This window comes from Natrinema altunense, assembly GCF_000731985.1.
GTDB lineage: Archaea > Halobacteriota > Halobacteria > Halobacteriales > Natrialbaceae > Natrinema > Natrinema altunense.
The window spans coordinates 169,778-191,648 of the sequence record NZ_JNCS01000002.1 but is presented as its reverse complement, the minus strand read 5'-3'; the positions used below and the strand labels follow the sequence as shown (position 1 = coordinate 191,648).

Annotated in this window: 24 protein-coding genes; 7 read left to right on the top strand and 17 right to left on the bottom strand. The window is 67.0% G+C overall.

Going from position 1 to position 21,871, the window contains the following annotated elements:
• The first annotated feature begins 9 nt into the window (after nt 1-9).
• The 3 genes from ALTAJ2_RS05185 to ALTAJ2_RS05175 are packed head-to-tail and all read left to right on the top strand — an operon-like array spanning nt 10 to nt 1,221.
• The gene (locus ALTAJ2_RS05185) at nt 10-195 is read left to right on the top strand and encodes a DUF7331 family protein (RefSeq protein ID WP_081603331.1); all 186 of its coding nucleotides are present in this window, start codon (nt 10-12) and stop codon (nt 193-195) included.
• 52 nt (nt 196-247) lie between these two features.
• Nucleotides 248-769 carry a DUF7322 domain-containing protein gene (locus ALTAJ2_RS05180; protein ID WP_007108180.1) on the top strand — a complete coding sequence of 174 codons (522 nt, stop codon included), beginning with the start codon at nt 248-250 and terminating at the stop codon, nt 767-769.
• The gene (locus ALTAJ2_RS05175) at nt 766-1,221 is read left to right on the top strand and encodes a DUF7346 family protein (RefSeq protein WP_007108179.1); all 456 of its coding nucleotides are present in this window, start codon (nt 766-768) and stop codon (nt 1,219-1,221) included. The genes ALTAJ2_RS05180 and ALTAJ2_RS05175 overlap by 4 nt, the downstream gene beginning before the upstream one ends.
• 149 nt (nt 1,222-1,370) lie before the next feature.
• Here the strand turns inward: ALTAJ2_RS05175 and rad50 are convergent, their stop codons facing one another.
• The 3 genes from rad50 to ALTAJ2_RS05160 all read right to left on the bottom strand — a co-directional run bounded on the left by rad50 (nt 1,371) and on the right by ALTAJ2_RS05160 (nt 5,873).
• Nucleotides 1,371-4,055, bottom strand: a complete 2,685-nt coding sequence (gene rad50, locus ALTAJ2_RS05170) for a DNA double-strand break repair ATPase Rad50 (RefSeq protein ID WP_007108178.1) — start codon at nt 4,053-4,055, stop codon at nt 1,371-1,373.
• The gene (gene mre11, locus ALTAJ2_RS05165) at nt 4,052-5,404 is read right to left on the bottom strand and encodes a DNA double-strand break repair protein Mre11 (protein WP_007108177.1); all 1,353 of its coding nucleotides are present in this window, start codon (nt 5,402-5,404) and stop codon (nt 4,052-4,054) included. The genes rad50 and mre11 overlap by 4 nt, the downstream gene beginning before the upstream one ends.
• A 199-nt stretch (nt 5,405-5,603) precedes the next feature.
• Nucleotides 5,604-5,873, bottom strand: coding sequence for a MarR family transcriptional regulator (locus tag ALTAJ2_RS05160; protein ID WP_007108176.1), 270 nt, complete (start codon nt 5,871-5,873; stop codon nt 5,604-5,606).
• 126 nt (nt 5,874-5,999) lie between these two features.
• Between ALTAJ2_RS05160 and pan1 the strand changes: the two genes are divergently transcribed.
• Nucleotides 6,000-7,217 (top strand): proteasome-activating nucleotidase Pan1, encoded by a 1,218-nt coding sequence (gene pan1, locus ALTAJ2_RS05155; protein ID WP_007108175.1) that lies wholly within the window; start codon nt 6,000-6,002, stop codon nt 7,215-7,217.
• 225 nt (nt 7,218-7,442) lie between these two features.
• Here the strand turns inward: pan1 and ALTAJ2_RS19590 are convergent, their stop codons facing one another.
• Nucleotides 7,443-7,580, bottom strand: a complete 138-nt coding sequence (locus ALTAJ2_RS19590) for a hypothetical protein (protein ID WP_007108174.1) — start codon at nt 7,578-7,580, stop codon at nt 7,443-7,445.
• A 214-nt stretch (nt 7,581-7,794) separates the two neighbouring features.
• On the opposite strand from ALTAJ2_RS19590, the gene ALTAJ2_RS05150 reads away from it, so the two are divergent.
• From ALTAJ2_RS05150 to ALTAJ2_RS05140, 3 genes are all read left to right on the top strand, one after another.
• The gene (locus ALTAJ2_RS05150) at nt 7,795-8,349 is read left to right on the top strand and encodes a GMP synthase subunit A (RefSeq protein WP_007108173.1); all 555 of its coding nucleotides are present in this window, start codon (nt 7,795-7,797) and stop codon (nt 8,347-8,349) included.
• A 106-nt stretch (nt 8,350-8,455) separates the two neighbouring features.
• Nucleotides 8,456-8,962 carry an LUD domain-containing protein gene (locus ALTAJ2_RS05145; RefSeq protein ID WP_007108172.1) on the top strand — a complete coding sequence of 169 codons (507 nt, stop codon included), beginning with the start codon at nt 8,456-8,458 and terminating at the stop codon, nt 8,960-8,962.
• Nucleotide 8,963: 1 nt separating this feature from the next.
• Complete coding sequence (locus ALTAJ2_RS05140) at nt 8,964-11,294, top strand: LUD domain-containing protein (protein WP_007108171.1); 2,331 nt, start codon at nt 8,964-8,966, stop codon at nt 11,292-11,294.
• Nucleotides 11,295-11,355: 61 nt separating this feature from the next.
• Here the strand turns inward: ALTAJ2_RS05140 and ALTAJ2_RS05135 are convergent, their stop codons facing one another.
• The 13 genes from ALTAJ2_RS05135 to ALTAJ2_RS05075 form a co-directional block, all read right to left on the bottom strand.
• Nucleotides 11,356-11,607 (bottom strand): DUF3194 domain-containing protein, encoded by a 252-nt coding sequence (locus tag ALTAJ2_RS05135; protein WP_007108170.1) that lies wholly within the window; start codon nt 11,605-11,607, stop codon nt 11,356-11,358.
• Nucleotides 11,608-12,003: a prefoldin subunit beta gene (locus ALTAJ2_RS05130; RefSeq protein WP_007108169.1), complete on the bottom strand. Its 396-nt coding sequence runs from the start codon at nt 12,001-12,003 to the stop codon at nt 11,608-11,610.
• 66 nt (nt 12,004-12,069) lie between these two features.
• Entirely contained in the window at nt 12,070-12,612 is a 543-nt protein-coding gene (locus ALTAJ2_RS05125) for a DUF2243 domain-containing protein (protein ID WP_007108168.1), read from the bottom strand.
• Nucleotides 12,613-12,719: 107 nt separating this feature from the next.
• Complete coding sequence (locus ALTAJ2_RS05120) at nt 12,720-12,986, bottom strand: KEOPS complex subunit Pcc1 (protein WP_007108167.1); 267 nt, start codon at nt 12,984-12,986, stop codon at nt 12,720-12,722.
• A 5-nt stretch (nt 12,987-12,991) separates the two neighbouring features.
• Nucleotides 12,992-13,126, bottom strand: a complete 135-nt coding sequence (locus tag ALTAJ2_RS05115; RefSeq protein WP_006181151.1) for a DNA-directed RNA polymerase subunit P — start codon at nt 13,124-13,126, stop codon at nt 12,992-12,994.
• Between the two features lie 18 nt (nt 13,127-13,144).
• Nucleotides 13,145-13,408 carry an eL43 family ribosomal protein gene (locus ALTAJ2_RS05110; RefSeq protein WP_006185277.1) on the bottom strand — a complete coding sequence of 88 codons (264 nt, stop codon included), beginning with the start codon at nt 13,406-13,408 and terminating at the stop codon, nt 13,145-13,147.
• A 98-nt stretch (nt 13,409-13,506) separates the two neighbouring features.
• Entirely contained in the window at nt 13,507-13,713 is a 207-nt protein-coding gene (locus tag ALTAJ2_RS05105; RefSeq protein ID WP_007108166.1) for a hypothetical protein, read from the bottom strand.
• A gap of 157 nt (nt 13,714-13,870) precedes the next feature.
• Nucleotides 13,871-14,632: a DUF2103 domain-containing protein gene (locus ALTAJ2_RS05100; protein ID WP_007108165.1), complete on the bottom strand. Its 762-nt coding sequence runs from the start codon at nt 14,630-14,632 to the stop codon at nt 13,871-13,873.
• 131 nt (nt 14,633-14,763) lie between these two features.
• Nucleotides 14,764-16,371 (bottom strand): Ig-like domain-containing protein, encoded by a 1,608-nt coding sequence (locus ALTAJ2_RS05095; protein WP_007108164.1) that lies wholly within the window; start codon nt 16,369-16,371, stop codon nt 14,764-14,766.
• A gap of 2 nt (nt 16,372-16,373) precedes the next feature.
• Entirely contained in the window at nt 16,374-18,587 is a 2,214-nt protein-coding gene (locus ALTAJ2_RS05090; protein WP_007108163.1) for a type II secretion system F family protein, read from the bottom strand.
• Nucleotides 18,588-18,590: 3 nt separating this feature from the next.
• A complete protein-coding gene (locus ALTAJ2_RS05085; protein WP_007108162.1) occupies nt 18,591-20,432 on the bottom strand; it encodes a type II/IV secretion system ATPase subunit in 1,842 nt (613 codons plus the stop codon).
• Nucleotides 20,433-20,505: 73 nt separating this feature from the next.
• Nucleotides 20,506-21,345 (bottom strand): 5'/3'-nucleotidase SurE, encoded by an 840-nt coding sequence (surE, locus tag ALTAJ2_RS05080; RefSeq protein ID WP_007108161.1) that lies wholly within the window; start codon nt 21,343-21,345, stop codon nt 20,506-20,508.
• Nucleotides 21,346-21,435: 90 nt separating this feature from the next.
• Entirely contained in the window at nt 21,436-21,867 is a 432-nt protein-coding gene (locus ALTAJ2_RS05075; protein ID WP_007108160.1) for a zinc ribbon domain-containing protein, read from the bottom strand.
• Between the last annotated feature and the right edge of the window lie 4 nt (nt 21,868-21,871).

Below are 21,871 nucleotides of genomic sequence, written 5' to 3'. Positions count from 1 at the left end.
TGCAATCAGGTGATCGACGTGTCCACCCATGTGAACGACGACGCGACGGATCGGAGCGAGCCGAGTAGTGAACCCGCGGGGACCGCAACGATCGAATCCTATGAGACCGAGGACGGCGTCGTCTTCTACGACGCCCAGAACCCGCTCGCGTGGGTCGAGACCTCTCGAACCCTCACGCTCGAGGACCTGGCCTGAGACGGCACTCGCGAAGCGAACGTTTTTCCCCTCCCTGGGCATCGACCCGCATGTGGTATTCGACCGGCCCCAAGACGAGCCCGACGAGTGGGACCCGGAAGCGGATCTCTACGACGAGGAGAGCGATGGGCTCACGATCCCACAGGTGTCGACCGAGGACGACGTTCCCGACGACGACCTGCCCGATCTGTCGGACGGGATCGACCCGCCAACCGTGTCCATCGACGAGACTGACGTCCCCGGCGACATCCTCGAGACGTTCTGGTCGCTGGTGTTGGTCATCAACGCTGCCGTGTTGGCCGTGTCGCTCGGGTTGCTATTGCTCGTGTTCGAGGGCGATCTGTTCCGCGGCGGCCTCCTCGTCGCCGCCGGGGCCGTGCTGTTCGGGTTCGCCGGCCGGCGATACAAAACGTTCAAGCGAGACCGCGACGCTAGCACCGCTGACGATCCCGAGACCCACGACGGAGCCGATACCGACGCGGGAACGGCCGAATCGAAACCGCCCGACGCAGCCGGCCCGACGGCGGGGGACGTTCCCCGCTCACGGTCACCGGAGCAAAACGACAGCCCATGAACACAGTCGAGGACGACACCGGCAAACGGTACCTGCTTCTCAAACGATCGGACGACGCGAGTCTCGTCCGTGACCCCGAAACCGGCAACGAGTGTTACATCCGCAACGACCGTCTCGAGGCCGTCGACCAGTCGGCCCTCGAGACGGCGGCCCGGAGCGTCCCGGATCCCGTTCTCACCCTCCTGACGAACGTTCACGACGCGGAGACGCTGGGCCTGCTGATCGAACTCGCCGAGCGGGGGCCGCTCGGGGTCCGGACCCTGCTCGACGCCTACGACTTCTGCGAGAGCGACCTGCACGGGCGGCTGACGGTCCTCTCGACCGCCGGCCTGCTCGAGGAAACCGAGCTCGCCGGCGAACGCGGCTACCAGCTCACCGAGGACTGTGAAGTTGCACTCGAGACGCTCCGAACTGAAACGCCGAGGCTCGACGACCCTTCGGACGATCCGTGATGCACCTCTCGCATCGACTGCAGTAATTATAGTAGCAACTGAGAGTCATTACACACCTGATCGCACGACGGCGTTGCGATCAGTCCCCCGCAGATCAGCAGAACATATCGTAGTCGACCATCGTCTATAGACGGTGCCAGCGAACGAGTCTAGTCGGACGCGAGCAGCGCGCTCTCCGGCGGCTCGCCCCGTTCGAGGCGCGACCGGTTCGACGTCGCGTCCTTCTCGACCCGGACCAGGGAGTCGGCCGCGCCGACGAGTTCCTCGTCGTGGCTGACGACGACGATCTGTTCGACGCCCAGATCCCGCATCGACTCGACCAGCGAGACGAGTTGGGTGACGTGGCCCGAATCGAGGAAGACCGTCGGCTCGTCCAAGATCAGCGGCGGCATCGGTGCGGTCCCTTCGACCCCCTCAGCGAGCAACCGGTAGATCGCACACCGCAGGCTGAGGTTGAACAGCGCCCGTTCGCCGCCGGACAGCTGCTCGGGCTCGAGGGCCTCGCCGTCCTTCTGGTAGACGGTCAACCGGTAGTCGCCGTCGAGATCGATCGCCGCGTAGGAGTCGTTCTGATAGACCAGATCGAACGTCTCGTTTAGTAGCCGCTCTAACGTCTCGACGTTGCGCTGGCGCAGCTCCGTACGCAGCTCACCGTACGTCGTCTGTAACGCTTCGGCTTCCTCGTAGAGGGACTCGAGCCGATTACACCGCTCTTCGAGGCGTTCGCGGCGCTCGCGGAGCCGTTCGAGTTCCTCGAGTTTCTCCTCGACGCCGCCGATCTGCCCCTGGACCGCGTCGCGGTCGGCCTCGAGTGCCTCGAGTTTCTCGTCGACCCGTTCGATGTAGGCCGCGGCCTTCTCCTCGTCTTCCCGAGCCGTCTCGACGCGGTCCTCGTCGAACTCGGACTCCAGTTCACGCTTCCGGTCGCGCTTCTCCGAGAGGGTCTCACGGCGTTCTTCGTTTATCTCGGCCCAGTCCTGCCGACGCTCGCACAGCCGTTCGATCTCGTCGGCGAGGGCGGCCCGCTCGTCGGCGACCTCGGCGGCACGCTCGAGCGTCTCGATCTCCGCCTTAATCTCGCCGCGTTCGGTGTTTAGCTCGCCGAGTACGCTCCGCGCGTCGGCGACTTCGGCCTCGCGCTCCTCGGCGGCGGCCCGCTTTTCCTCGGCCTCTGCCTCGAGGTCGTCGGCCTCCTCACACAGCGCGTCGCGCTGGTCGCGTCGGTCCGTAAGCGCTTCGCGTTTCTCCGCGAGCAACTGCGAGACGTTCTCGCGGTTGTCCTCGAGTCGCTCGACCTCCCGTTCGGCCTCGCACAGCGTTTCCGCGCGCTCGAGTCGCTCGTCGAGGGCGTCGCGTTCGGCCGCGAGTTCCTCGCGCCTGTCCTCGAGGTCGGCGAGTTCCGTCCGTTTGTCCTCGGGGACGTCGACGTGGGGCGATTCAGCGACGGGCTGGCCGCACTCTGGGCACTTGCCCTCCTCGAGCAGCCGCTCGCCCTCCTCGATGGCGTTTTCCGCGGCCCGGATATCGGCGGTGACGTCGTTGATCGCTGCGGTCAGTTCCTCACGGTCGGCCTCGAGGTCGGCGAGGTGGGCCTCGGCCTCGCCGAACGCGATCGGGGCGTCGTCGAACCGGTCGCGGGCGGCCTCGATATCGTCGGCGAGAGCGTCGAGTTTCGCCTCGCGGTCCGCGATCGCCTCCTCGTCGGCATCGATCCGTTCGGCGAGTTCGGCGGCCTCCTCCCGTGCCGACTCGGCCTCGGCCTCGAGGTCGTCGGCCGCCTCGCGGAGGCGTTCGACTTCTTCGGTCCCGGTTTCGATCGTCACCGTCACCTCCTGCAGTTCGTCCCCGAGGTCCTCGTCTCGCGCCTCGAGTTCCGCGATGCGGTCCCGAACGTCGGCCTCGTCCGGGTCGGCCGCCTCGAGATCGATGTCCGCGAGTAGGTCCGCGCGCTCGTCGGCCAGCGCCTCGCGGCGCTCCCGACGCTCGCCGATCTCGTCGCTGGCGTCCTCGCGGTCGCGCTCGGTCTCTTCGATCTTCGCCCGTAGCTCCTCGATCTCGGTCTCGAGATCGGCGATCTCCTCACGGGTCTCCTCGTGGCGCTCGAGGACCTCTCTGGCGGTCTCGAGAGTCTCTTCGGCCTGCTCGCGCTGGGCCTCGTAGTTACCGATCTCCTCGGTGAGTTCGGCCCGGCGCGACTCGAGGTCGTTCAACCGGTCGTGGAGGTCCTGTGCTTCCTTCTCCGCGACCTGTTTTTCGAGGTCCTCGAGGACCTCCCGCTGGCCGTCCAGCACCGTCTTGACGCCGAGACGGGCCTCGCTGGCGCGCTCCCGATAGTCCTCGAGCGCGCCGAGCTGGAGCAGGTCGTCGATCATGTCCTGGCGATCGCTCGGCGAGGCGTGGATGAGCTTGTTGACCTCCCCCTGGCGGACGTACGCGCAGTTGACGAACGCTTCGGCGTCCATCCGCAGGAGCTGCGTGACCTCCCGGCGAACGTCGCGAGCGCCCTCGATCGTCGCCGTCGGCGTCTCGAGCACGCACTTCGTCGTGGCCGCGCGGTCGCCGCGCAGTTTGAGCCGGCGCTCGACGTGGTACTCGCGGTCGTCGTGGGTGAACCACAGTTCGACCGCCGCTTCCTCCTCGCCGGTCGTGATGACGTCGTCGAGCGTTCGGTCGTCCAGCGCCTTCGAGCCGTAGAGTGCGAAGAAGACGGCCTCGAGCAGCGTCGACTTCCCGCTGCCGTTGACGCCGTGGACGACGGTGACGCCGCGCTCGAGCGTGAGGTCGGCGTCACCGTAGCACTTGAAGTTCAACAGCTGAACACGGTCGACTCTCATGCGAAATCACCCAGCGAGGCGGTGTCGGCGTCGGCGGTCTCGTCGGGGTCATCGGTGCCCGCAGCCCCGTCGCCGTCGCCAGCATCGGCGACCGCGTCGGCGCTGTCACTTGCCGCCCCTTCGGCGGGCGCATCGTCGGTCGATTCGGGGGCAGACTCTGCACCGTCAGTGAGGTGGTCGGCGACGGTCGTCACGTCTTCGTCGTCCGGCCGGCGCTCCGGTGCGGGCTCGAACGCCGAATCGTCGTCCTCGAGCAGATCGCGAACCCGCCGCTCGACGGAGTCGCGAACGTTCGAATCGGCGAGATCCCCGCTCCGGACGGTCTCGTCGATCTCGAGGGCGGCGTCGCTGAGACCCATCTCTCGCACCCGTTCGCGGACCGCATCGTCCGGGTTGGCGAAGCTGACCGACACGTCCTCGTCCTCGTCGGGGAGGTCCCGGCGATCGTTCACGCGGGCGACGAGCGCGCCGCGGTCGATTGCGAGTTCCTCGATGGCTGCCGGGGCGATGGGTCGCCCCTCGCCCTCGACGGTGACGATGACGACCGCATCCGCGAGGTCGTGCTGGCGGACCCGTTCCTGGACGCGGTCGATGCCCTCGTCCGCGGCGAGTTCGACGTCGACGAAGACGAACTCGCGGGTCGAGGGCAGGCCGCGGCGGCTGATACCGACCGTCCCGTCGTCCGCGAAGTCGACGAAGTTGTAGCCTCGATCGGCGCGCTCGCTGGCGCTTGCACGCTCGGTCGAACCGCAGTAGGTGACCCACGTGTCCAGTACCTCGGCGGTGTCGGGTTTGTGGTTGTCCCCCAGCAGCACGGCGTCGAAATCGACCGTCGACTCGGCGAGGACGGTTTCGGTATCCCAGTCGGCGTGTGCAAAGGGTTCGAAGAGGCCGTGACTCACTAAACTCGCGTGGGCCGCTTCGGCCGGCAGCGCGTCGAAATCGTAGGTGAGATCGTCCCGGCGCGATCGCGGGACGAAGTCGAGTCCGTAGAAAGCGGTGTCGTCGACGACGACCGGCTCGGCCCCGAGCCGCGTCGCCAGGCCGAGGTCGGCGAAGAGATCGAGCCACTGGGCGTCGCGTTTCGATTCGTGGTTGCCGACGACGGCGAGAAAAGGGATGTCAGCGTCGGAAAGCGTTCGAAGCACCTCGACGGTCCCCTGGAGGTCGACGAGCCCCGGCCGTCGATCGTGAAAGAGGTCGCCGGCGTGGATCACAGCGTCGACGTCGTCGGTGACCGCATCCTCGACGACCGAGCGAAAGGCCTCGAGGAAGTCCCGTCGTCGCTCGGGCGAGTTGTACTGCTGGTACCCGATGTGGGTATCGCCCGTATGGATAACCCGCGTCATTGGCCAGTCGTTTGCGAGCCCGTCGTAAATGGGTTCCGTCACCGGAGTGAAAGTAAAAGCGATACGTCAGACGGAACTGACGGCAGTCGGGATGGGACGATGGGCCGGGCCGCTGTAGAACTCGGACGACGATATCGAGACGACGCGGAGACGCTCTCCAGAGAAAACGCAGTCCGTCGGCAGCAGGCGCGGTCGCCCGTTACGATCGAACGTCCAGACTGTAGAGTCGCTTGCGAGCGTCGGAAAACGAGAACCGCGAGTCGATGACGTTCTCCTCGTCGAGTCGGTTTAACGCGTACCGGACCGTCCGGGAAGGCAGCAGCGTCTCGTCGGCGATCTGTTGCTGGGTCATCGTGTCGTTGTACTCGAGGACCTTCGCGACGAGTTTCGCGCTCGGCGGCAGGTCTCGGACGTCGTCCCACGTTCCGCGCTCGGTAGTCTCCTGTCGAAACCGCTCTGAAGCACTCATCCTACTCTCCCATTCCGAATACAGAGTAATAATATTTGCTATTCGATTTAATATCCTACGGTTATATTTCGAGGACGAATGCACCTACCCGAAGTCTCTTATGAACCAGCACCCAAAGGGCGGGTAATGAGTGACACCGTGGACGACGTCGACCTCCCATACGACGAGGACGAGGCGTCCCAACAGGAGAAAATCCAGGCGCTCGAGGAACGGCTGGAGATCCTCGAAGCGCAAAACGAGGAGATGCGCGACAAACTCCTCGACGCCAACGCCGAGAACAACAAGTACCAGCAGAAACTCGAACGTCTCACACACGAGAACAAGAAACTCAAACAGTCCCCGCTGTTCGTCGCCACCGTCCAGGAAGTCACGGACGAGGGCGTCATCATCAAACAACACGGGAACAACCAGGAGGCGCTGACGGAAGTCACCGACGAGATGCGCGCGGACATCGAACCCGACGCCCGGGTCGCGGTCAACAACTCGCTGTCGATCGTCAAGCCCCTCTCGAACGAGACCGACGTCCGCGCCCGCGTGATGGAAGTCACCGAGAGCCCGGACGTCAGCTACGAGGACATCGGCGGGCTCGAAGAGCAGATGCAGGAGGTCCGCGAGACCGTCGAGATGCCCCTCGAGAAGCCCGAGATGTTCGACGACGTCGGGATCGATCCGCCCAGCGGTGTCCTCCTCTACGGGCCGCCGGGCACGGGGAAGACGATGCTCGCCAAGGCCGTCGCCAACCAGACCGACGCCACCTTCATCAAAATGGCCGGCTCGGAACTGGTCCACAAGTTCATCGGCGAGGGCGCGAAACTCGTTCGTGACCTCTTCGACGTCGCCCGCGAACACGAGCCCGCCGTCATCTTCATCGACGAGATCGACGCCATCGCGGCCAAGCGAACCGAATCCAAGACCTCCGGCGACGCCGAGGTCCAGCGGACGATGATGCAACTGCTCTCCGAGATGGACGGCTTCGAGGAGCGCGGCGAGATCCGCATCATCGCCGCCACCAACCGCTTCGACATGCTCGACCGCGCCATTCTCCGTCCCGGCCGGTTCGATCGCCTGATCGAAGTGCCCAAGCCGAACGCGGAGGGTCGCGAGATCATCTTCGAGATCCACACCCGCGGCATGAACGTCGCCGACGACGTCGAGTTCGCCGAACTGGCCGCCGAGGCCGACAACGCCTCCGGTGCCGACATCAAAGCCGTCTGTACCGAGGCCGGCATGTTCGCCATCCGCGACGACCGCACCGAGATCCGGATGGAGGACTTCCGTAGCGCCTGGGACAAGGTCGAGGCCGAATCCGACGAGTCCGAAGAGGTCTCGAAGACGTTCGCCTGAACGCCCCCCGAAGTCGACAGCAGTTCTCCTCTTTCGGTTTGCCGTCCCTCGAGCGACGGCGGTACCGTCGTCGGTCGGTCGCAGTGTGGACTCACCGCTGTGTTCTCGCTGGCGAGGATAGTTGCGGCCGCAGTAGCTGACGGGCGATCGTACCGCTTGACGCTCCCGGCAGGGACCGAGAAGGCCGACTGGCAGCGCGTTGTCCGTCGGAACGCCGGGTCGACGTTACAGCGCCGAGAAGACGAGCCACGGAACGACGAACATCAGCAGTGTCAGCAGCCCGAGAATGGCGACATACCCGATACCCGTTCCTGCCGCAGTGAGCCACGACGGATGCTCGAATTCACTGAGATCGACTGCCATGTCAGTTGTAACCGGTGACGAACGCATAAACATACCGGAACACCGAGTCGAAGTTCGCTGTTTCCGTCGCGATGTGTATCCGGCTTCCCGATCCCCCCGTCACATCCATACCCCGTCGGACACTATCCGTGTGCCTCGCTGCGATCGTCGTCGCCACCGACGCCGAGAACGGTTTTCGGACCGCTTTTATCGGGTGGGCCGCTACGGGCACCCAATGACGAAGATCGTCGTGGTGGACAACCACGGACAGTTTACCCACTTGGAGCGCCGGGCGCTTCGCGATCTCGGCGTCGACACGGAATTGATCGACAACGAGACGCCGCCGGCAGACGTCGATGCCGACGGCGTCGTCCTCTCGGGTGGCCCGGACATGGATCGGATCGGGGAGTCGCCGGCCTATCTCGAGGCGGACGTGCCGGTCCTGGGCATCTGCCTGGGAATGCAACTGATCGCCGCCGAACTCGGGGGCAGCGTCGGGAGCGGCGAGTACGGCGGGTACGCCGACGTGACCGTCGACATCGTCGACGAAGACGACCCGCTGACCGGTTCGCTGCACCCCGAAACCCGCGTCTGGGCGAGTCACGCCGACGAGGTCACGGAACTGCCGGCGGGCTTCGAACTGACGGCGAAAAGCGACGTCTGTAACGTCGAAGCGATGAGCGACACCGACCGCGATCTCTACGGCGTCCAGTGGCACCCCGAGGTCGCCCACACCGAGGAGGGCGACGAGATCTTCGAGAACTTCCTGGCGATCTGCGAATCGCGGTAGTCACGCGGCCGCTCCGAGTCGCGACCGAGTCGGGCCACTGTGCCGTCACGACATGGCAACGTACTGACCATCAGTGTCTTTACCGTTCGCCCGGACATGAGACGCGATGACAGTCGACACTGTCGGCCGGTTCGAACGCGTACTCGAGGGACTCGAGGTGGGACTCGAGCGCGTGACGGCCGCCGACGCGAGCGAACGGATCGAAACGATCGCTGCGGAACCAGTGATCGGCGTCCACCTCCCCTTCGACGGCGTAGCCCTCCCGGCGTCGGTGACGACCGATCCGACGGCCACCGAACTGACGGCCGCACGGACCGGCATCACCCCGGTCGGGTTCGCGATCGCGGAATACGGCACGGTCGCCGTCGAGTCGACGGCCGACGGCGCGGAACCGATCAGTCTCTACCCGGAGCGACACGTTGCCGTCGTCGCGGAGAGCGATATCGTCCCCGATCTCAGCGCCGGCTTCGACCGACTCGCCGACGGGTTCGACGCGGGCCGGGACAGCGTCGTCTTCGCGACCGGCCGGAGCGCGACCGCCGACATGGGCGACCTCGTCCACGGCGTCCACGGCCCCGGCGACGTTCACGTGATCGTTCTGGAGGATCGATAGGATGGCCCAACGCACGCGATCGGAGCGGGCCGACCGGATTCGACACCTGCTCGAGACGGAGGGACCGGCGATCCACGCCCACGCGAGCGCCTCGAACGCCCGGCGAAAGGAGACTTACGGCGGAACCGACGACCTCGAAGAACTGCGGACCGAGGCGCGATCGATCAAGGAAGCCGCTATCGATCGGCTCCCCGAGTTGATCGAAACGGTCCGCGAAGCCGTCGAGGAAAACGGCGGGACCGTCTACGTCGCGGACGACGCCGCGGACGCGAACGCGTACGTAGCCGACGTGGTCAACCGCGAGGCCGCGGACGGTACCGACGGCGATGCGGCCGCTGTGACGCCGTCAGTCGTCAAATCGAAGTCCATGACGACCGAGGAGATCGATCTCAACGATGCGCTCGAGGCCGACGGGATCGATGTCACCGAGACCGATCTGGGCGAGTGGGCCCTCCAAATCGCGGACGAGACGCCCTCCCACATCGTCGGGCCGGCGATGCACATTTCCCGCGAGGAGATCGCCGACCTGTTCAACGAGCGGTTCGCTCCCGACGATCCCTTCGAGACGGCCACGGAGTTGACGCGGTTCGCACGCGATCGCCTCGGCGAGAGCATCGAGAGAGCCGATGTGGGAGTCACCGGCGCGAACTTCGTCGTCGCCAACAGCGGGACGATCGCGCTGGTCACGAACGAGGGCAACGCCCGGAAGTGTGCGGTCACGCCGGACACACACGTCGCGGTCGCGGGCGTCGAGAAACTGATCCCGACGCTGTCGGACCTCGAGCCGTTCGTCGATATCATCGCCAAGAGCGCGACCGGTCAACCGATCTCCCAGTACGTGACGATGCTGTCGCCGCCGACCGACTCGCCGACGCTGGACTTCGACGCTCCGGACGAGCCGATCACGGGCGACGGCGAGGGGGCAGCCGACGAGCCCGATGCGGCGGCCGGGACCGGCGATCCCGATCGGGACTTCCACCTCGTCCTGCTGGACAACGGCCGTACGGACATGCGCGAGGACGACCAGCTCCGGGAAACGTTATACTGCATCCGCTGTGGCGCGTGTTCGAACTCGTGTGCGAACTTCCAGTCCGTCGGCGGCCACGGCTTCGGCGGCGAGACCTACTCCGGCGGGATCGCCACCGGCTGGGAGGCCGGCGTTCACGGTCAGGAGTCCGCGGCCGAGTTCAACGACCTCTGTACCGGCTGTACGAACTGCGTCGATGCCTGCCCGGTGAAGATCGACATTCCGTGGATCAACACCGTCGTGAGGGATCGGATCAACCGCAGCGACGAACCCGAGACGTACGACTTCCTCGTCGACGGCCTCACGCCCGACGCGGAGTCGGGCGGGCTCGACCCCGGCAAGCGCTTCTTCGGCAACATCGGCACCGTCGCGAAGGCCGCCAGCGCGACCGCCCCCGTCTCGAACTGGCTCGCCGACGCCGACCCCGTCCGCGCGGCGCTCGAGCGCACCCTCGGGATCGACCGGCGGCGCGATCTGCCGACGTTCCAACGGGAGTCGCTCGTCGACTGGTTCGAAGAGCGAGGCGGCACGGAGGCCTCGAGTCGACGGGCAGCGCGAGCGAACTCCCGAGACAGTAGCGCCGATGTCGACCGCGAGGTCGTTCTCTACTCCGACGTCTACACGAACTACGTCGATGTCGACCGCGGGAAGGCCGCCGTCCGCGCGCTCGAGGCGCTGGGGGTTCCGGTGCGAGTCCCCGACCTCCCCGAGAGCGGTCGCGCGGCGCTTTCCCAGGGACTGATTGCCACGGCAGACCGGCAGGCCAGTCGGCTCTACGCCGCACTGGCCGAGGACCTCGATGCCGGCCGGGACGTGGTCGTCATCGAACCCTCCGATCTGGCCGCGATGCACCGCGAGTACGAGCGCCTCCTGCCTGAAGAATCGTACGAGCGCCTCCGTGACGGCAGCTACGAGATCTGTGAGTACGTCTACGGACTCCTCGAGAACGGGGCCGAGCCGATGGCCCTGTCGACCGGCACCGGTTCCGAGCCAGTTGCCTACCACTCCCACTGTCAACAGCGGACGCTCGATCTCGAAGCGCCCACCGTCGCCGTCCTCGAGCGCTGTGGCTACGCACCCGAGACCTCGAGCGCCGAGTGTTGTGGCATGGCCGGCTCGTTCGGCTACAAGCGGGAGTACTACGAACTCAGCCTGGACGTCGGCGAGCGGCTGGCCGGACAGGTCGCGGACACGGAGACCGTCGTCGCCTCCGGAACCTCCTGTGGCGATCAGCTCGAGACGCTGCTCGAGCGGGACGTTCCGCATCCGATCGAGTTGCTCGCACCTGGTGGCTCTCGGACGTAGCGGTCGCTCTCCGTCGGTGTGCCGGGGGGAGAACGACATCCGGACGGACCGGACCAGTCGGCTACGCCTCGAACAGGTCGTCGACCGCCTCTCGCGCCGCGAGCGCGGCGTCGTCGGCGACCCGTTCGGGGTCGGCCTCGTCGTCCTCGGGCGCGTTGAGATAGACATCGACCTCGAGGATGCCGTCCTCGAAGACGACGGTCACGTCGTAATCGCGCACGTCGGACTGTTTGTACTGTGAGAAGATGACGCCTTCCGCGGCGTCCGAGGCCGTCTGGACGACGGTCTCGTCCGACGGTTCCTCAGTCGGCATTTATGCGCCGCCAGCGCCCGGGCCGCCGGGGCCGGCCGGGCCGCCGCCCATGCCGCCGCCGAGCAGGTCCTCGAGTTCCTCCTGGAGGCTCTCGAACTGGTCCTGTACGCGCTCTTCCTGTTTCTCGAGGGTCTCGAGTCGGATCTCGAGGGAGTCGACCTTGTCCTCGAGGTCCTCCTCGGCCTGCTCGTAGTCGGTCTCGACGAGGAGTTCGCCGACGTTCCGGTACATGGTCGTCCCTTCGTCGATGTTCTCGAGTTCGTCGAGGGCGTTCTGTGCCTCGGTGAGACCCGATTCGGCTTCCTGTTTCTGGACGGCGACTTCCTGTGCCGTCTCCTGCAGGTCCTGTAGCTGCTCGATTTTCTCTTGTGCTTCCGGCGGCAGGTTTCCTTGCATATCTCGACCGTCGCCCTCCGGACTGATAAAGCCAAGCTTTGTCTTCCGTCTAGGGGTCCGACCCCCCTAGCCGCGGCCGTCCGTCGCGACCGCTTCGTCGCCGGCCGTCGGCGTCGCCGCGCTGTCGGTTCGGATCACGAGATAGCCGCCGCCGAGGAAGAGCGCGCCCCAGAGCAGGAAAATCGCGTCCCAGAGGACGATCGGTCCCGGGCCGGCAGGCCAGACGTGGTGAATACCGAGCAGTTGGTGACTCACTAGTCCTTCGACGAGGTTGAAACCGCCCCAGCCCATGATCACTGCGCCCAGTAGCGTCCGCCCGGAGTTCGGCACCGGATGAAAGCGCCACGCTCGCGAGAGTAGCACGACGCCGATGACGGTGAACACGTACGTCGCGAGGTGGAAGAGGCCGTCGGCCATCACGTTGAGTTCGAGATCGGTCGCGACGCTCGCGTCCGGATAGGACGACAGCATGTGGTGGAGTTGGAGGATCTGGTGGAAGACGATGCCGTCGAAGAAACCGCCAAAACCCAGCCCGAGCGCGAGGCCGGCGAGCACCAGCGGCTTGGCGTCCCGCCGCAGTCCGAGCCACGTTTCGTTCCGGTCGGCCATACGACGGGTTCGGCGACGACGACGAAGACCGCGTTGCCTGCCGGTACAGGGCCGGCTCGCTGGATTCGACGCGAATCGATCCGGTCGTTCGGCTCGAGCCAGCGTGACTACTGGGACGCGAGAACGGCCTCGCCGGCGTCAGCGGCCCGTTCGGCGACGTCGACCAGCGAGAACCAGGTGTTCAGCGCCGCTCGGAGCGCGACCACGTCCGCGGCGTCGATCTCGATACGAACGCACGAGCCGTCCCGCTCGAGGGTCGTCCGCGAGCGCTCGTCGTCGATCTCGCCGATCTCGCGGGCGACGCTCGTGGCGACGAGTGCGGCACGCGACGGCGTCTCGTAGTCGAACTCGAGTGTCGCGTCGTGAGAAGACACGGCGGTTACTGGACGTCGACTTCCTTGACGTCCCGGCTGCGTTCCTTCAGGAGTACGCGGTGGCCGCAGTAGGGACAGCGGACGCCGCCGTACTCGTCGAGTTGGACGTCGCGTTTACAGCGGGAGCATTTGTAACTCATACTGGGTCTCGGAAGGCGTTAGTCGTCGTCCTCTGCGAGGGCAGCGCGGATGGAGCGCTGGACGGTGCGGCCGGCGGGGGTCTCGGGGCGGTACGCGCCGCCGGTGAAAACTTCGCCGGTTTCCTCGTTCTTCCAGATGCCGGTGCCGACGCGGGTGACGTCGTCGCCGTCGACCTCGGCGTTTTCCATGTCGTCTTCGATCTCGCTGACGCGACGTCGGGCGACGCGGCCGTAGCGGGCACCGAAGCGGCCAGCGCTACCGACCTGTCCTTTCTTGGCCATAGTGGTCCACTCTATCGCCAGCGGATTCTTAAACCTGTTGAGTCGCGACGCCCTTCGGTCCGAATCGCTCCGCGGACCGGTTCGTCGGCGGTCTCCGATCAGGAGTCGCCGATCCGCTCGGCGACCGGCCACGCGAGCAGTTCCAGGAAGACGAGCGCGAGCGCGGCGAGGTAGCCCGCGATCGCGAGCGGTGCAGTGAGCAGTCCCGTGCCGACGCCTGGGGACACAAGCAGCGTACGAACCGCGAGGCCGCTTACCGCCAACAGCGGGATCAGGGTCAGGACGGCGTCCGGTCGCTCGAGCATGGCTAATTATATCTAATTACAGTCGAGTTATTAAGGCTCACACAACCAGCAGCACCTGACACTGCCATCGACTCGACACAATATTTGCTGTGGGACGCTCCCGATAGCACTACTGACAGCGGCGGTTGGCAGTCCGAACCGATGACCGAACGGGACGCTACTGAAACTCGGCGTCGGCGAGTACGTCGTTGAGGTCGTCGCGGATGCGTTCGCCCATCTCCCGGTCACGAGCCGTCGTCACGACCCGGTTCTCCTGTACGCTCGAGCCGTTGCGCAACAGCATGCGAACGTTGCCGCCGTCGTCGGCGCGGGTCACTTTCGCGCGCATGCCCGATTGGGACCCCTTCCCGCCGGCGTCGATGGGACCGGGGATCACCTTCTTGACGTGGGGGTGGTCCGCGACGGTGTGAATGGCTTGCATCCCCGTACGGCCGCCGATGAGCGTCGAGTGACTGCCGCTGATCTTCTCGGCCGGCGGCGTCTCGACGACGTCGAGCGCGCGGTTGCCGCGGCGCTCGAGGACCGCCCGGACGGGATCGTCGTCGTCGACGCGATAGAAGGGATGGTGAACGTCCTCGCGGACGGCGCGAATCACCGCACGGACGCCGCCCGCGTAGACCTCTTCGGGACGCTTCCGGCGGATCTCGTCGCCGATCAGCCCCGCGAAGTTGCGGAGTTCGATGGGTTCGTTCTCGCCGTCTTCGGGCGTCGTCGTGATCGTCGTCTCGCCGAGCACCTGCTCGTCGGCGTCGATGTCGTCGTCCCGCGTCGTCGGGTCGTCGGGTTCGCCGGCGAGCATCGTGATCGTCGCCCTGTCGCGTGCCGCGTCGAGGACGATCGCCTCGGTGTTGGCCTCCCGACAGACCAGACAGAAGTCACCGGGTTTCTCGAGCGGCGATGCGCAGTGGCGACACTCCATAGGCGGACTTGTCGGGACGGATGTAAAACAGGTCTGTTTCCGACCGGCTACGGTCGTCGCCGGTCGGCCGTCGTTCGAACGGATCGAACGCCAACCTCGGAGAGTGTGGCTCGGATCGACGCCCAGTCCAGCTATCCGCTTCCGCGAACGGTCGTCTCGTCGCTTCCGGTCCGTCCGTCCGCGTCGACGACGGTTACGACGAGTCGGTACGCCGCGCGTCGCTCGCGCCCCTTCGCTCGCAGCCGTTCGGTCGCCGTATCGCGTTCGCCGCCGAGATCCGCCGTCACCGTCCGGATGGGAGTCCCGGTATCGGGGTCCCGGAGTTCGAAGGTGGCCCGCTCGAGATCCCCGTTCCCGTCGGTCGCCTCGATGGAGACCCGGTAGCTGTCCCGCGGGTTCGTCGCCGTGATGTCGGTTATCGACACGCTCGGCTCGGTGCCGGTTGCCTCGTCACCACCATCCGAACCGCCGCCGGAACTCGACGTCCCGCCGTCGCGATCCAGCACGCGAATGTCGTACCGGACTTCGCGGTGCGCGCGCTCGCCGATGCGAAGCGTCGGCGCGACGTCCCGCGTCCCGTCTACGGTCGACGGGGCCTCGTAGACGAACGTCGCCCGTCCCGCCGCATCGGTCACGGGATCGACGGCCCGAACGGTCCCGTCGCCATCGACGCTCCCGGTCACGGGGACCCCGCTGACGGGGTTGTCGAACCGGTCGCGGGCCTCGACGACGAGTCGCTGGCGGCCGCTCTCGGGGACGGCCGTCGCGTTCCCCTCGATATCGGTGAGATACGCCGCCGCCCCCTCGTTCGCGCCGCCGAGGGCGATGGCCCCGAGTCGAAGTTCGTAGGTAGTCCCGCGCTCGAGCGTGAGCGTCAACCGTCCACAGGGGTCCGGCGGCGCTCGCTGACAGTCGAGACGCGTCACGTACCGGTCGTCGTCGGGATCGCCGTCCGGGTCGCGTTCGTCCGCGAGGAGGGCGGCCCACTCGTCCTCGGTGAGCCGCGTCGGGACCGTCAGCGTGACCGGCTCGCCGTCGCCGCGGATCGTCACCGTTCGAACCGGCGTGCTGGTCGGCTCGAGGTCGATCGCGACGTCGTTCGCCCCCGACGCGGAGCGGTCGCCCGTCAACGCGACGAGATCGAGCCGGCGGGCGTCGACGAGATCCTGGTCCCCCCTCGCGACCGTCGTCTCGTCGAAGCGGTCGTAGACGACCCACGGCTCGGCCACCGTCACCGGCGCGTCGCCGTACTCGTTGTAGTCGGGCACGTACTCGAGCGACCGCGTCTCGAACGTCCGCGGGGTCCCGTTCCAGTAGTCGCCGGTCTCGCCGGCCGCGGACGCGTTGGCGATTTCGACGCCAGCGGGGGCCGTCGTGCGAACCGTCCCGGCGGCGGGCGGCGGGTTGACGAAGAACAGCCGCGGCGGGTAGCGCAAGCCGGCCTCGATGGAGACCGTCTCGCCGTTCCCGGTCGCGGCCACCCGATCGACGGCCCCGTCGACAGCCCCCACGTCAGTCCGAACCCGCTCGTTGTGCTGGAACTCGAGGCCCTCGTTGACCGCGGGGATCGCGGTCGTCTGGAGGATCGCCAGCAAGGCGAGGAGCAGTGCGAACATGAGTAGCGCGCCGATGACCGGCGAGACCGCTCGCTCGGAGCCGCGGAGCGCTCCGTTCCCGTCGAGTCGGGCCGCCGGCTGTGTCTCGGTTCCGCTCCGGCCGTGGGGGTGGGGTTCGACCATGATTACACCAGGAGGAAGAACGCGACGACGGTGAGGGTGACCAGTCCCAGTCCGTACTTGAGGCCACTGAGAACGTCGTTCTCGGCCAGTTTCCCGGCGATCAGCCCGCTACCGAAGCCCTGAACGAGCGCCGAGTGGAGGAACAGTAGCTCGTAGGTGTCGACGGGAATCGCGCCCAACGAGACCGGCCCGCCGGCAGCCGCCGGATCGGTCTCGGCCGCCACCTCGGCGATCGGGGTGAGATAGCTCGCGCTGACCATGACGATGACCAGCAGATAGACGAGGAAGCCGATCACGACGATCGCGACGTACGAGCCGACTTCGCGCCGTCGCTCGCGGGCCAATTTCGCCTGCGCCCGCGTGTTCGTCGCCGCGATCTCGAGCAGGCCGTGGAGATCGCCGCTCGAGCGGCTCCCCTCCGCGACGAGCGTCATCGTCCGGGTCAGTTGGGGCACGTTCAGCCGGTCGGCGAAGCCGAGCAGGGCGCGGGTCAGGTCGTGGTTCCAGGCCACGTCGTTGCGGACCCGGCGGAGCTCCGCGGCGAGGGTCCCGCTGGCCCACCGCGTGACCAGATCGAAGGCGTCGACGATGTCGACGCCCATCCGGTTCGCGCTGGCGAGGATGCTCAGCACGTCCGGGAACCGCTCGGTGATGACGGTCGTCCGCCGGCGCTCGCGCTCGTGGAGGACCGTCAACGGCGCGGTCGCCGTCACCAGCGGGACGACGGCGAGCCCGACGGTCGTCCGGAGCGGGGCGGCGAGAAACGCGGCGGCGGTCGGCTCGACGAGTCCGGTCCAAATAGCGAGCCCGGCGACGGCGAGGGCGGCCGGCACCGTCACCCCGAGCGAGCGGACGGGACGGCGGGTGATCGCCCGCAACGGGTCGGCGAGGAACGCACGGATACCGGTCTCGCGTTTCGACCGCTGATAGGCCGCAAACCGGGGATCGTCGACCACCTGCTCGAGTTCGACCGTTCGCTCGTCCGCGACGGCAAGGCTGGCGGTCGGCTCCTGGTACGGGCGCGAGAGCACGTCGACGAGGAGCAGGAAACCGCCCATCGAGAGCGGGAAGACGACGTAGACGAGTCCGGCGATCAGGCCGACGGTCTCCGCGCCGAGGAAACTCACCACCATCAAAACGACGATCAGGAACAGCGGCGCGGCGACGAACGCGACGACGAACACCTCGCTGAGCACGCCGAGCGTCTCGATGAACGACGACTGCTCTTCGAGGGCGTCTTCGAGGGCCGCCTCGGATTCCGCCTCGAGGAACGTCTCGAGGTCGCCGCCGGAGTCGAGGACGCCGAGCAGGTCGTCGAGGAACCGCCGGAAGTCGTCGCTCGGGGTCAGCATCCGGACGTTGTCAAGCGCCTGCAACAGGTCGTTGCCGAACAGGTCGATCTCGCGGACGACGAGGTCGAACTCGGTTGCGACCTCGCCGTAGACCGCCTCGCTGTTCCCGAGTCGGCGACACACCTCGATGACGTTCATCCCGCCGCTTGAGAGCGCGTACATGAACGTGATCGCGTACGGCAGGTTGAGCGCGATGCTGCGTCGCCGCGTCGCCACGACGCTGCGCGGGTAGTAGTAGTTCCGACCGATCCAGACGGCACCGCCGGCAGCGAGCGAGCAGAGCGGGGGGACGAACAGCGCGGCCACGACCAGCGGGTGCGTCAGGAACGCGTCCCGTGTCCGGCCGGACAGGCCGAACAGCGGTTCGAGCACGCTGAATAGCGTCCCCGTAACCACCAGCGCGACGAGTGCGACGGTCGCGAGGAGTCCCGCGGCGACCGCGGCGATTCCCGCACGCCTGGCGCTGTCGGTCAGGTACCTATCGTAGGTGTCCCGGATACGGGCCTGCTTGAGCAGCCGCTGGAGGTCGCGATATCGCTCCGGTCGCGTCTTGAAGAACGCCCGCGTCCGGCCGTACGCCTCCCGGAACTCGAGTTGCTCCGCGGCACCGAGGTGGCGCTCCTCGGCGAGCGGCTGGCTGAGCGCTTCCTCGGGTTCCGGCTCCGCGTCGGCCACCGCCGCCCGTCGTTCGTCGGCCGCCGCGAACGGCCCGGACGCCGTGGGTTCGCTCGAGACCCCCGCATCGTCGCCGAACGCGTCCTCGAGGACGGCCTCGGCCGTCGCCTCGTCGAGCCCCGGTTCGCGGAACGCCGGCTCGTCGGGCTGGCGGGCGGCGTCGTCGCCGGATCGATCACGGTCGGTCACGGGTCAGTCGTCGGCCTCCGTCACCGCGATCTGTTCGGGATCGAGGTCGCCGGTGCGGACCTCCTCGAGAATGTAGTCGGGATCGCGGATGAAACCCTGGATGACGCGGGCGACGCTCTCGTAGTCGGTGATGCCCGCCTCGAGCAGGTACTCGAGGACCGCTTCGCGGTGGTCCAGTTCCCGTTCGATGCGGCCGGGCGTCCAGCCCCGTTCGTCGGCGATAGCACCTAACACTCTCGAGCCCGTGGTCTGCTCGAACCCATCCGAGCGGGGATCGTACCGGAACACTTCGTGTGGCTCGAGGTCGTCGGTGTCCGCGTCGCCGGAGCCGAATTCGACGAGCCGCCTGTTGCGCCGAACGCGTTTGCCGTTCTGGGTCGTCTGTTGCTGGATCGAGACGATATCGAGGTTGCCGATCATCTCGGATGGGACGTTCAGCGGCTCGTTACCCAGCCGGCTCAACAGCCCCCGAACGGAGTCGGCGTGGAACGTCGTGTACGCCGTGTGGCCGGTGGCGATCGACTGGAAGAAGGTGAGCGCGACGTCGCTTTCGGTGCGGATCTCGCCGACGACGAGGTACTCCGGCCGCTGACGCAGGGCCGCTTGCAGGAGGTCGAACATCCCGACGGAGCCGCGCCCGCCGGCGGTGACGCCCGTTCGCGTGACGCTTTGAATCCAGTTGTCGTGGGGCAGCGTCAACTCCGGCGTATCCTCGATGGAAACGACCTTGCTTTCGGGCGGCACGAACATCGAAATCGCATTGAGGCTGGTCGTCTTCCCCGATCCGGTGCCGCCGGCGACCATCAGCGAGGCGTTGTTCTCGACGGCCAGCCAGAGGTACGCCATCTGCGCGATACTGAACGTGCCCCAGTTGATGAGGTCGACCGGCGTGAACGGCACCTCGGCGAACTTCCGAACGGTGAAGTTGGGGCCACCGGTCGTCACCTCGCCCCCGAGTGTGAGTTGGACGCGCGACCCGTCGGGGAGCGAGGCGTCGATCAGGGGGTCGGCCACCGAGAGGTGTTTGCCGGCGCGTTGGGCGAGTCGCACGACGTACGCGCTCAGGCGCTCGTCGCTGAAAGCGAGGTTCGTCCGCAGGTCGCGGTAGCCGTGGTGGTAGACGAAGACGGGCTTCGCCGCGCCGTCACAGGAGATGTCCTCGACCGCCCGGTCGCGCATGATCGGGTCGATCTTCCCGTAGCTCACGAAGTCCCGGCGGAGGTAGTAGCGGAGTTGCTGGAGGGAGCCGTCGCTGACGGTCGCGGCGTGTTCACGCATCACCCGCGGGACTTCCTCGTCGAAGGTCGCCGCCCGGTCGATCTCGCCATCGAACTCCTTGTACAGCAGATCGCTGCGCAGCGACCGGATGAGGTCCTCGCGGACGTACTCCTCGAACTCGTCTAGATCGGGTTCGACGACGTGATACCGGTTGGTGTTGGTCGACTCGTCGTACAGGATCGTGACGTACGCGTACGGCCGGTTCACCCAGTAGCGGTCGACCTCCTCGTAGTCGTCGAGATAGCCGAAATCGAAGAACTCCGCCTCGATGAAGGCGTCGGACGGGCGACCGGGGAACGCGTCGTCGGGTCGGTCGTCGAACGACGCCTTCACGTCCGCGAGGACGGCGTCCCTGATCGCTCGCGTCGACTTCGAGTCCGGCGGAGCGATAGCCGACGTCGGCTCCGGTTCGGCGTCGTCGCTCCCCGCCGTCCCGTCGCCCGGCGGAGCGACGACCGAATCGGCCTCGGTATCGAGACTTGAGGCCGGGCCGACGCCGCTCGGCGGCTGCGAGGGGATTTCGCCCCGGTTGTCGTCGGTCTCGTCCGGTGGATTCCCGTCCGACATCGATCGATTGGCTGTCCCTTGTGAGCCGACTCCCTAAATTGTGCTGGCTCGTGACTTAACAGCGAGCCGTAGGTTACAGAACCCGGTCGAAGACGGTCCGTACCGGCTCCGTGTCGACGACCTCGTAGGGGACTCGAAGCGGGGAGATCGAAACCGCCTCCTCGAGGACGGCGTGGCGGTCGGTATCCTCGTCGTCGGGAATGTCCCGGTTGGACATCTGCTGCCAGAGGCGGTTCGTCAGTTGGAACCGGCCGTCCTCGAAGGCGGCGTCCATTTCGTAGACCTCGGTCGGTCGCGTGATCGCAAAGCCGTTGGGTTCGGCCTTCGGGCCGGGGACGTTGACGTTCAGGTAGTCGACCCGATCGAACAGGCCGGTCCCGGGTGCGCCGGCCACGAGGTCGGCGGCGATCTCGCCCGCCCGCTCGAAGTCCGCGGGCTCGAGGTCGTCGTCGTAGCCGAGCGTGTCCATCGAGACGGCGATCGACGGGGTGCCGAGGAAGGCCGCCTCCATGGCGGCGCTGACGGTTCCCGAGCGTGAGAAGACGTACGCACCGAGATTCGCGCCGTCGTTACAGCCCGAGACGACGATATCGGGGGCCGGCTCGAGCCCCTTCGCGCCGACGATGGCGCAGTCACAGGGGGTGCCGTCGACGGCGTAGCCCAGGTCGTGATCGGTGTGGGGGACCGGCGAGGTAAACGAGTCGGCCTCGAGGTCCAGCGAGAGGTCCCCGCCGTCCGAGGAGTTCGTCCGCCCGTAGGACAGCGACCGACCGACGGCGCTCCGGTTCCGGTCCGGCGCGACGACGGTCACCTCGCCGACCGCCGAGAGCGCGTCGTGTAGCGCCCGAATCCCGGGCGCGTCGATCCCGTCGTCGTTCGTCAGGAGGATGTGCGGGTCCGAGTCCAGTTCCATTGGCTGGTCGGTCGATTGGGGGCGAGCTACGTAGCTGTTCGGTTCAGCGAAGACGACATCGCTGCCCCTTACGACGGACCGCGCTGCCCCTTACGACGGACCGCCGCCCGTCTCCGCGAGCCGCGTCCCGCAGGCCGGACAGTACCGCGAGCCCTCGGCGGCGACCGCGTCGCACTCCAGGCAGGCGATTCCACCGTTCGGCTCCGGGACCCGCTCGAGGCCGTCGCCACAGGCCGGGCAGTAGTCGGCCGACGCCGGGACGTCCGCGCCGCAGTGCGGACAGCCGACCGCGTCCTCCCAGAGAACTCGCCGCCGGGAGTTCGACACGTAGTTGTACGCCCCCCAGACGACGTTGCCGAGCCCCATCGAGAACCAGACCGTCAGGACCACGACGAGGACGTGTGACAGCACCGAGCCGAACTCCCGGTCGACCATCACGACGCGGTCCGGCGTCTCCTCCTCGATCGTCCAGCCCCGAGACACGAGGTCGTCGATCTCCCGTTGCAGGCGGTTGCTTCGCATGGAC

Bases quoted from the DNA above. Each gene is read 5' to 3' on its own strand.
- ALTAJ2_RS05175 (WP_007108179.1), top strand. From the start codon at position 766: ATGAACACAGTCGAGGACGACACCGGCAAACGGTACCTGCTTCTCAAA.
- rad50 (WP_007108178.1), bottom strand. From the start codon at position 4,055: ATGAGAGTCGACCGTGTTCAGCTGTTGAACTTCAAGTGCTACGGTGAC.
- mre11 (WP_007108177.1), bottom strand. From the start codon at position 5,404: ATGACGCGGGTTATCCATACGGGCGATACCCACATCGGGTACCAGCAG.
- ALTAJ2_RS05160 (WP_007108176.1), bottom strand. From the start codon at position 5,873: ATGAGTGCTTCAGAGCGGTTTCGACAGGAGACTACCGAGCGCGGAACG.
- pan1 (WP_007108175.1), top strand. From the start codon at position 6,000: ATGAGTGACACCGTGGACGACGTCGACCTCCCATACGACGAGGACGAG.
- ALTAJ2_RS19590 (WP_007108174.1), bottom strand. From the start codon at position 7,580: ATGGCAGTCGATCTCAGTGAATTCGAGCATCCGTCGTGGCTCACTGCG.
- ALTAJ2_RS05150 (WP_007108173.1), top strand. From the start codon at position 7,795: ATGACGAAGATCGTCGTGGTGGACAACCACGGACAGTTTACCCACTTG.
- ALTAJ2_RS05145 (WP_007108172.1), top strand. From the start codon at position 8,456: ATGACAGTCGACACTGTCGGCCGGTTCGAACGCGTACTCGAGGGACTC.
- ALTAJ2_RS05140 (WP_007108171.1), top strand. From the start codon at position 8,964: ATGGCCCAACGCACGCGATCGGAGCGGGCCGACCGGATTCGACACCTG.
- ALTAJ2_RS05135 (WP_007108170.1), bottom strand. From the start codon at position 11,607: ATGCCGACTGAGGAACCGTCGGACGAGACCGTCGTCCAGACGGCCTCG.
- ALTAJ2_RS05130 (WP_007108169.1), bottom strand. From the start codon at position 12,003: ATGCAAGGAAACCTGCCGCCGGAAGCACAAGAGAAAATCGAGCAGCTA.
- ALTAJ2_RS05125 (WP_007108168.1), bottom strand. From the start codon at position 12,612: ATGGCCGACCGGAACGAAACGTGGCTCGGACTGCGGCGGGACGCCAAG.
- ALTAJ2_RS05115 (WP_006181151.1), bottom strand. From the start codon at position 13,126: ATGAGTTACAAATGCTCCCGCTGTAAACGCGACGTCCAACTCGACGAG.
- ALTAJ2_RS05110 (WP_006185277.1), bottom strand. From the start codon at position 13,408: ATGGCCAAGAAAGGACAGGTCGGTAGCGCTGGCCGCTTCGGTGCCCGC.
- ALTAJ2_RS05105 (WP_007108166.1), bottom strand. From the start codon at position 13,713: ATGCTCGAGCGACCGGACGCCGTCCTGACCCTGATCCCGCTGTTGGCG.
- ALTAJ2_RS05100 (WP_007108165.1), bottom strand. From the start codon at position 14,632: ATGGAGTGTCGCCACTGCGCATCGCCGCTCGAGAAACCCGGTGACTTC.
- ALTAJ2_RS05095 (WP_007108164.1), bottom strand. From the start codon at position 16,371: ATGGTCGAACCCCACCCCCACGGCCGGAGCGGAACCGAGACACAGCCG.
- ALTAJ2_RS05085 (WP_007108162.1), bottom strand. From the start codon at position 20,432: ATGTCGGACGGGAATCCACCGGACGAGACCGACGACAACCGGGGCGAA.
- surE (WP_007108161.1), bottom strand. From the start codon at position 21,345: ATGGAACTGGACTCGGACCCGCACATCCTCCTGACGAACGACGACGGG.
- ALTAJ2_RS05075 (WP_007108160.1), bottom strand. From the start codon at position 21,867: ATGCGAAGCAACCGCCTGCAACGGGAGATCGACGACCTCGTGTCTCGG.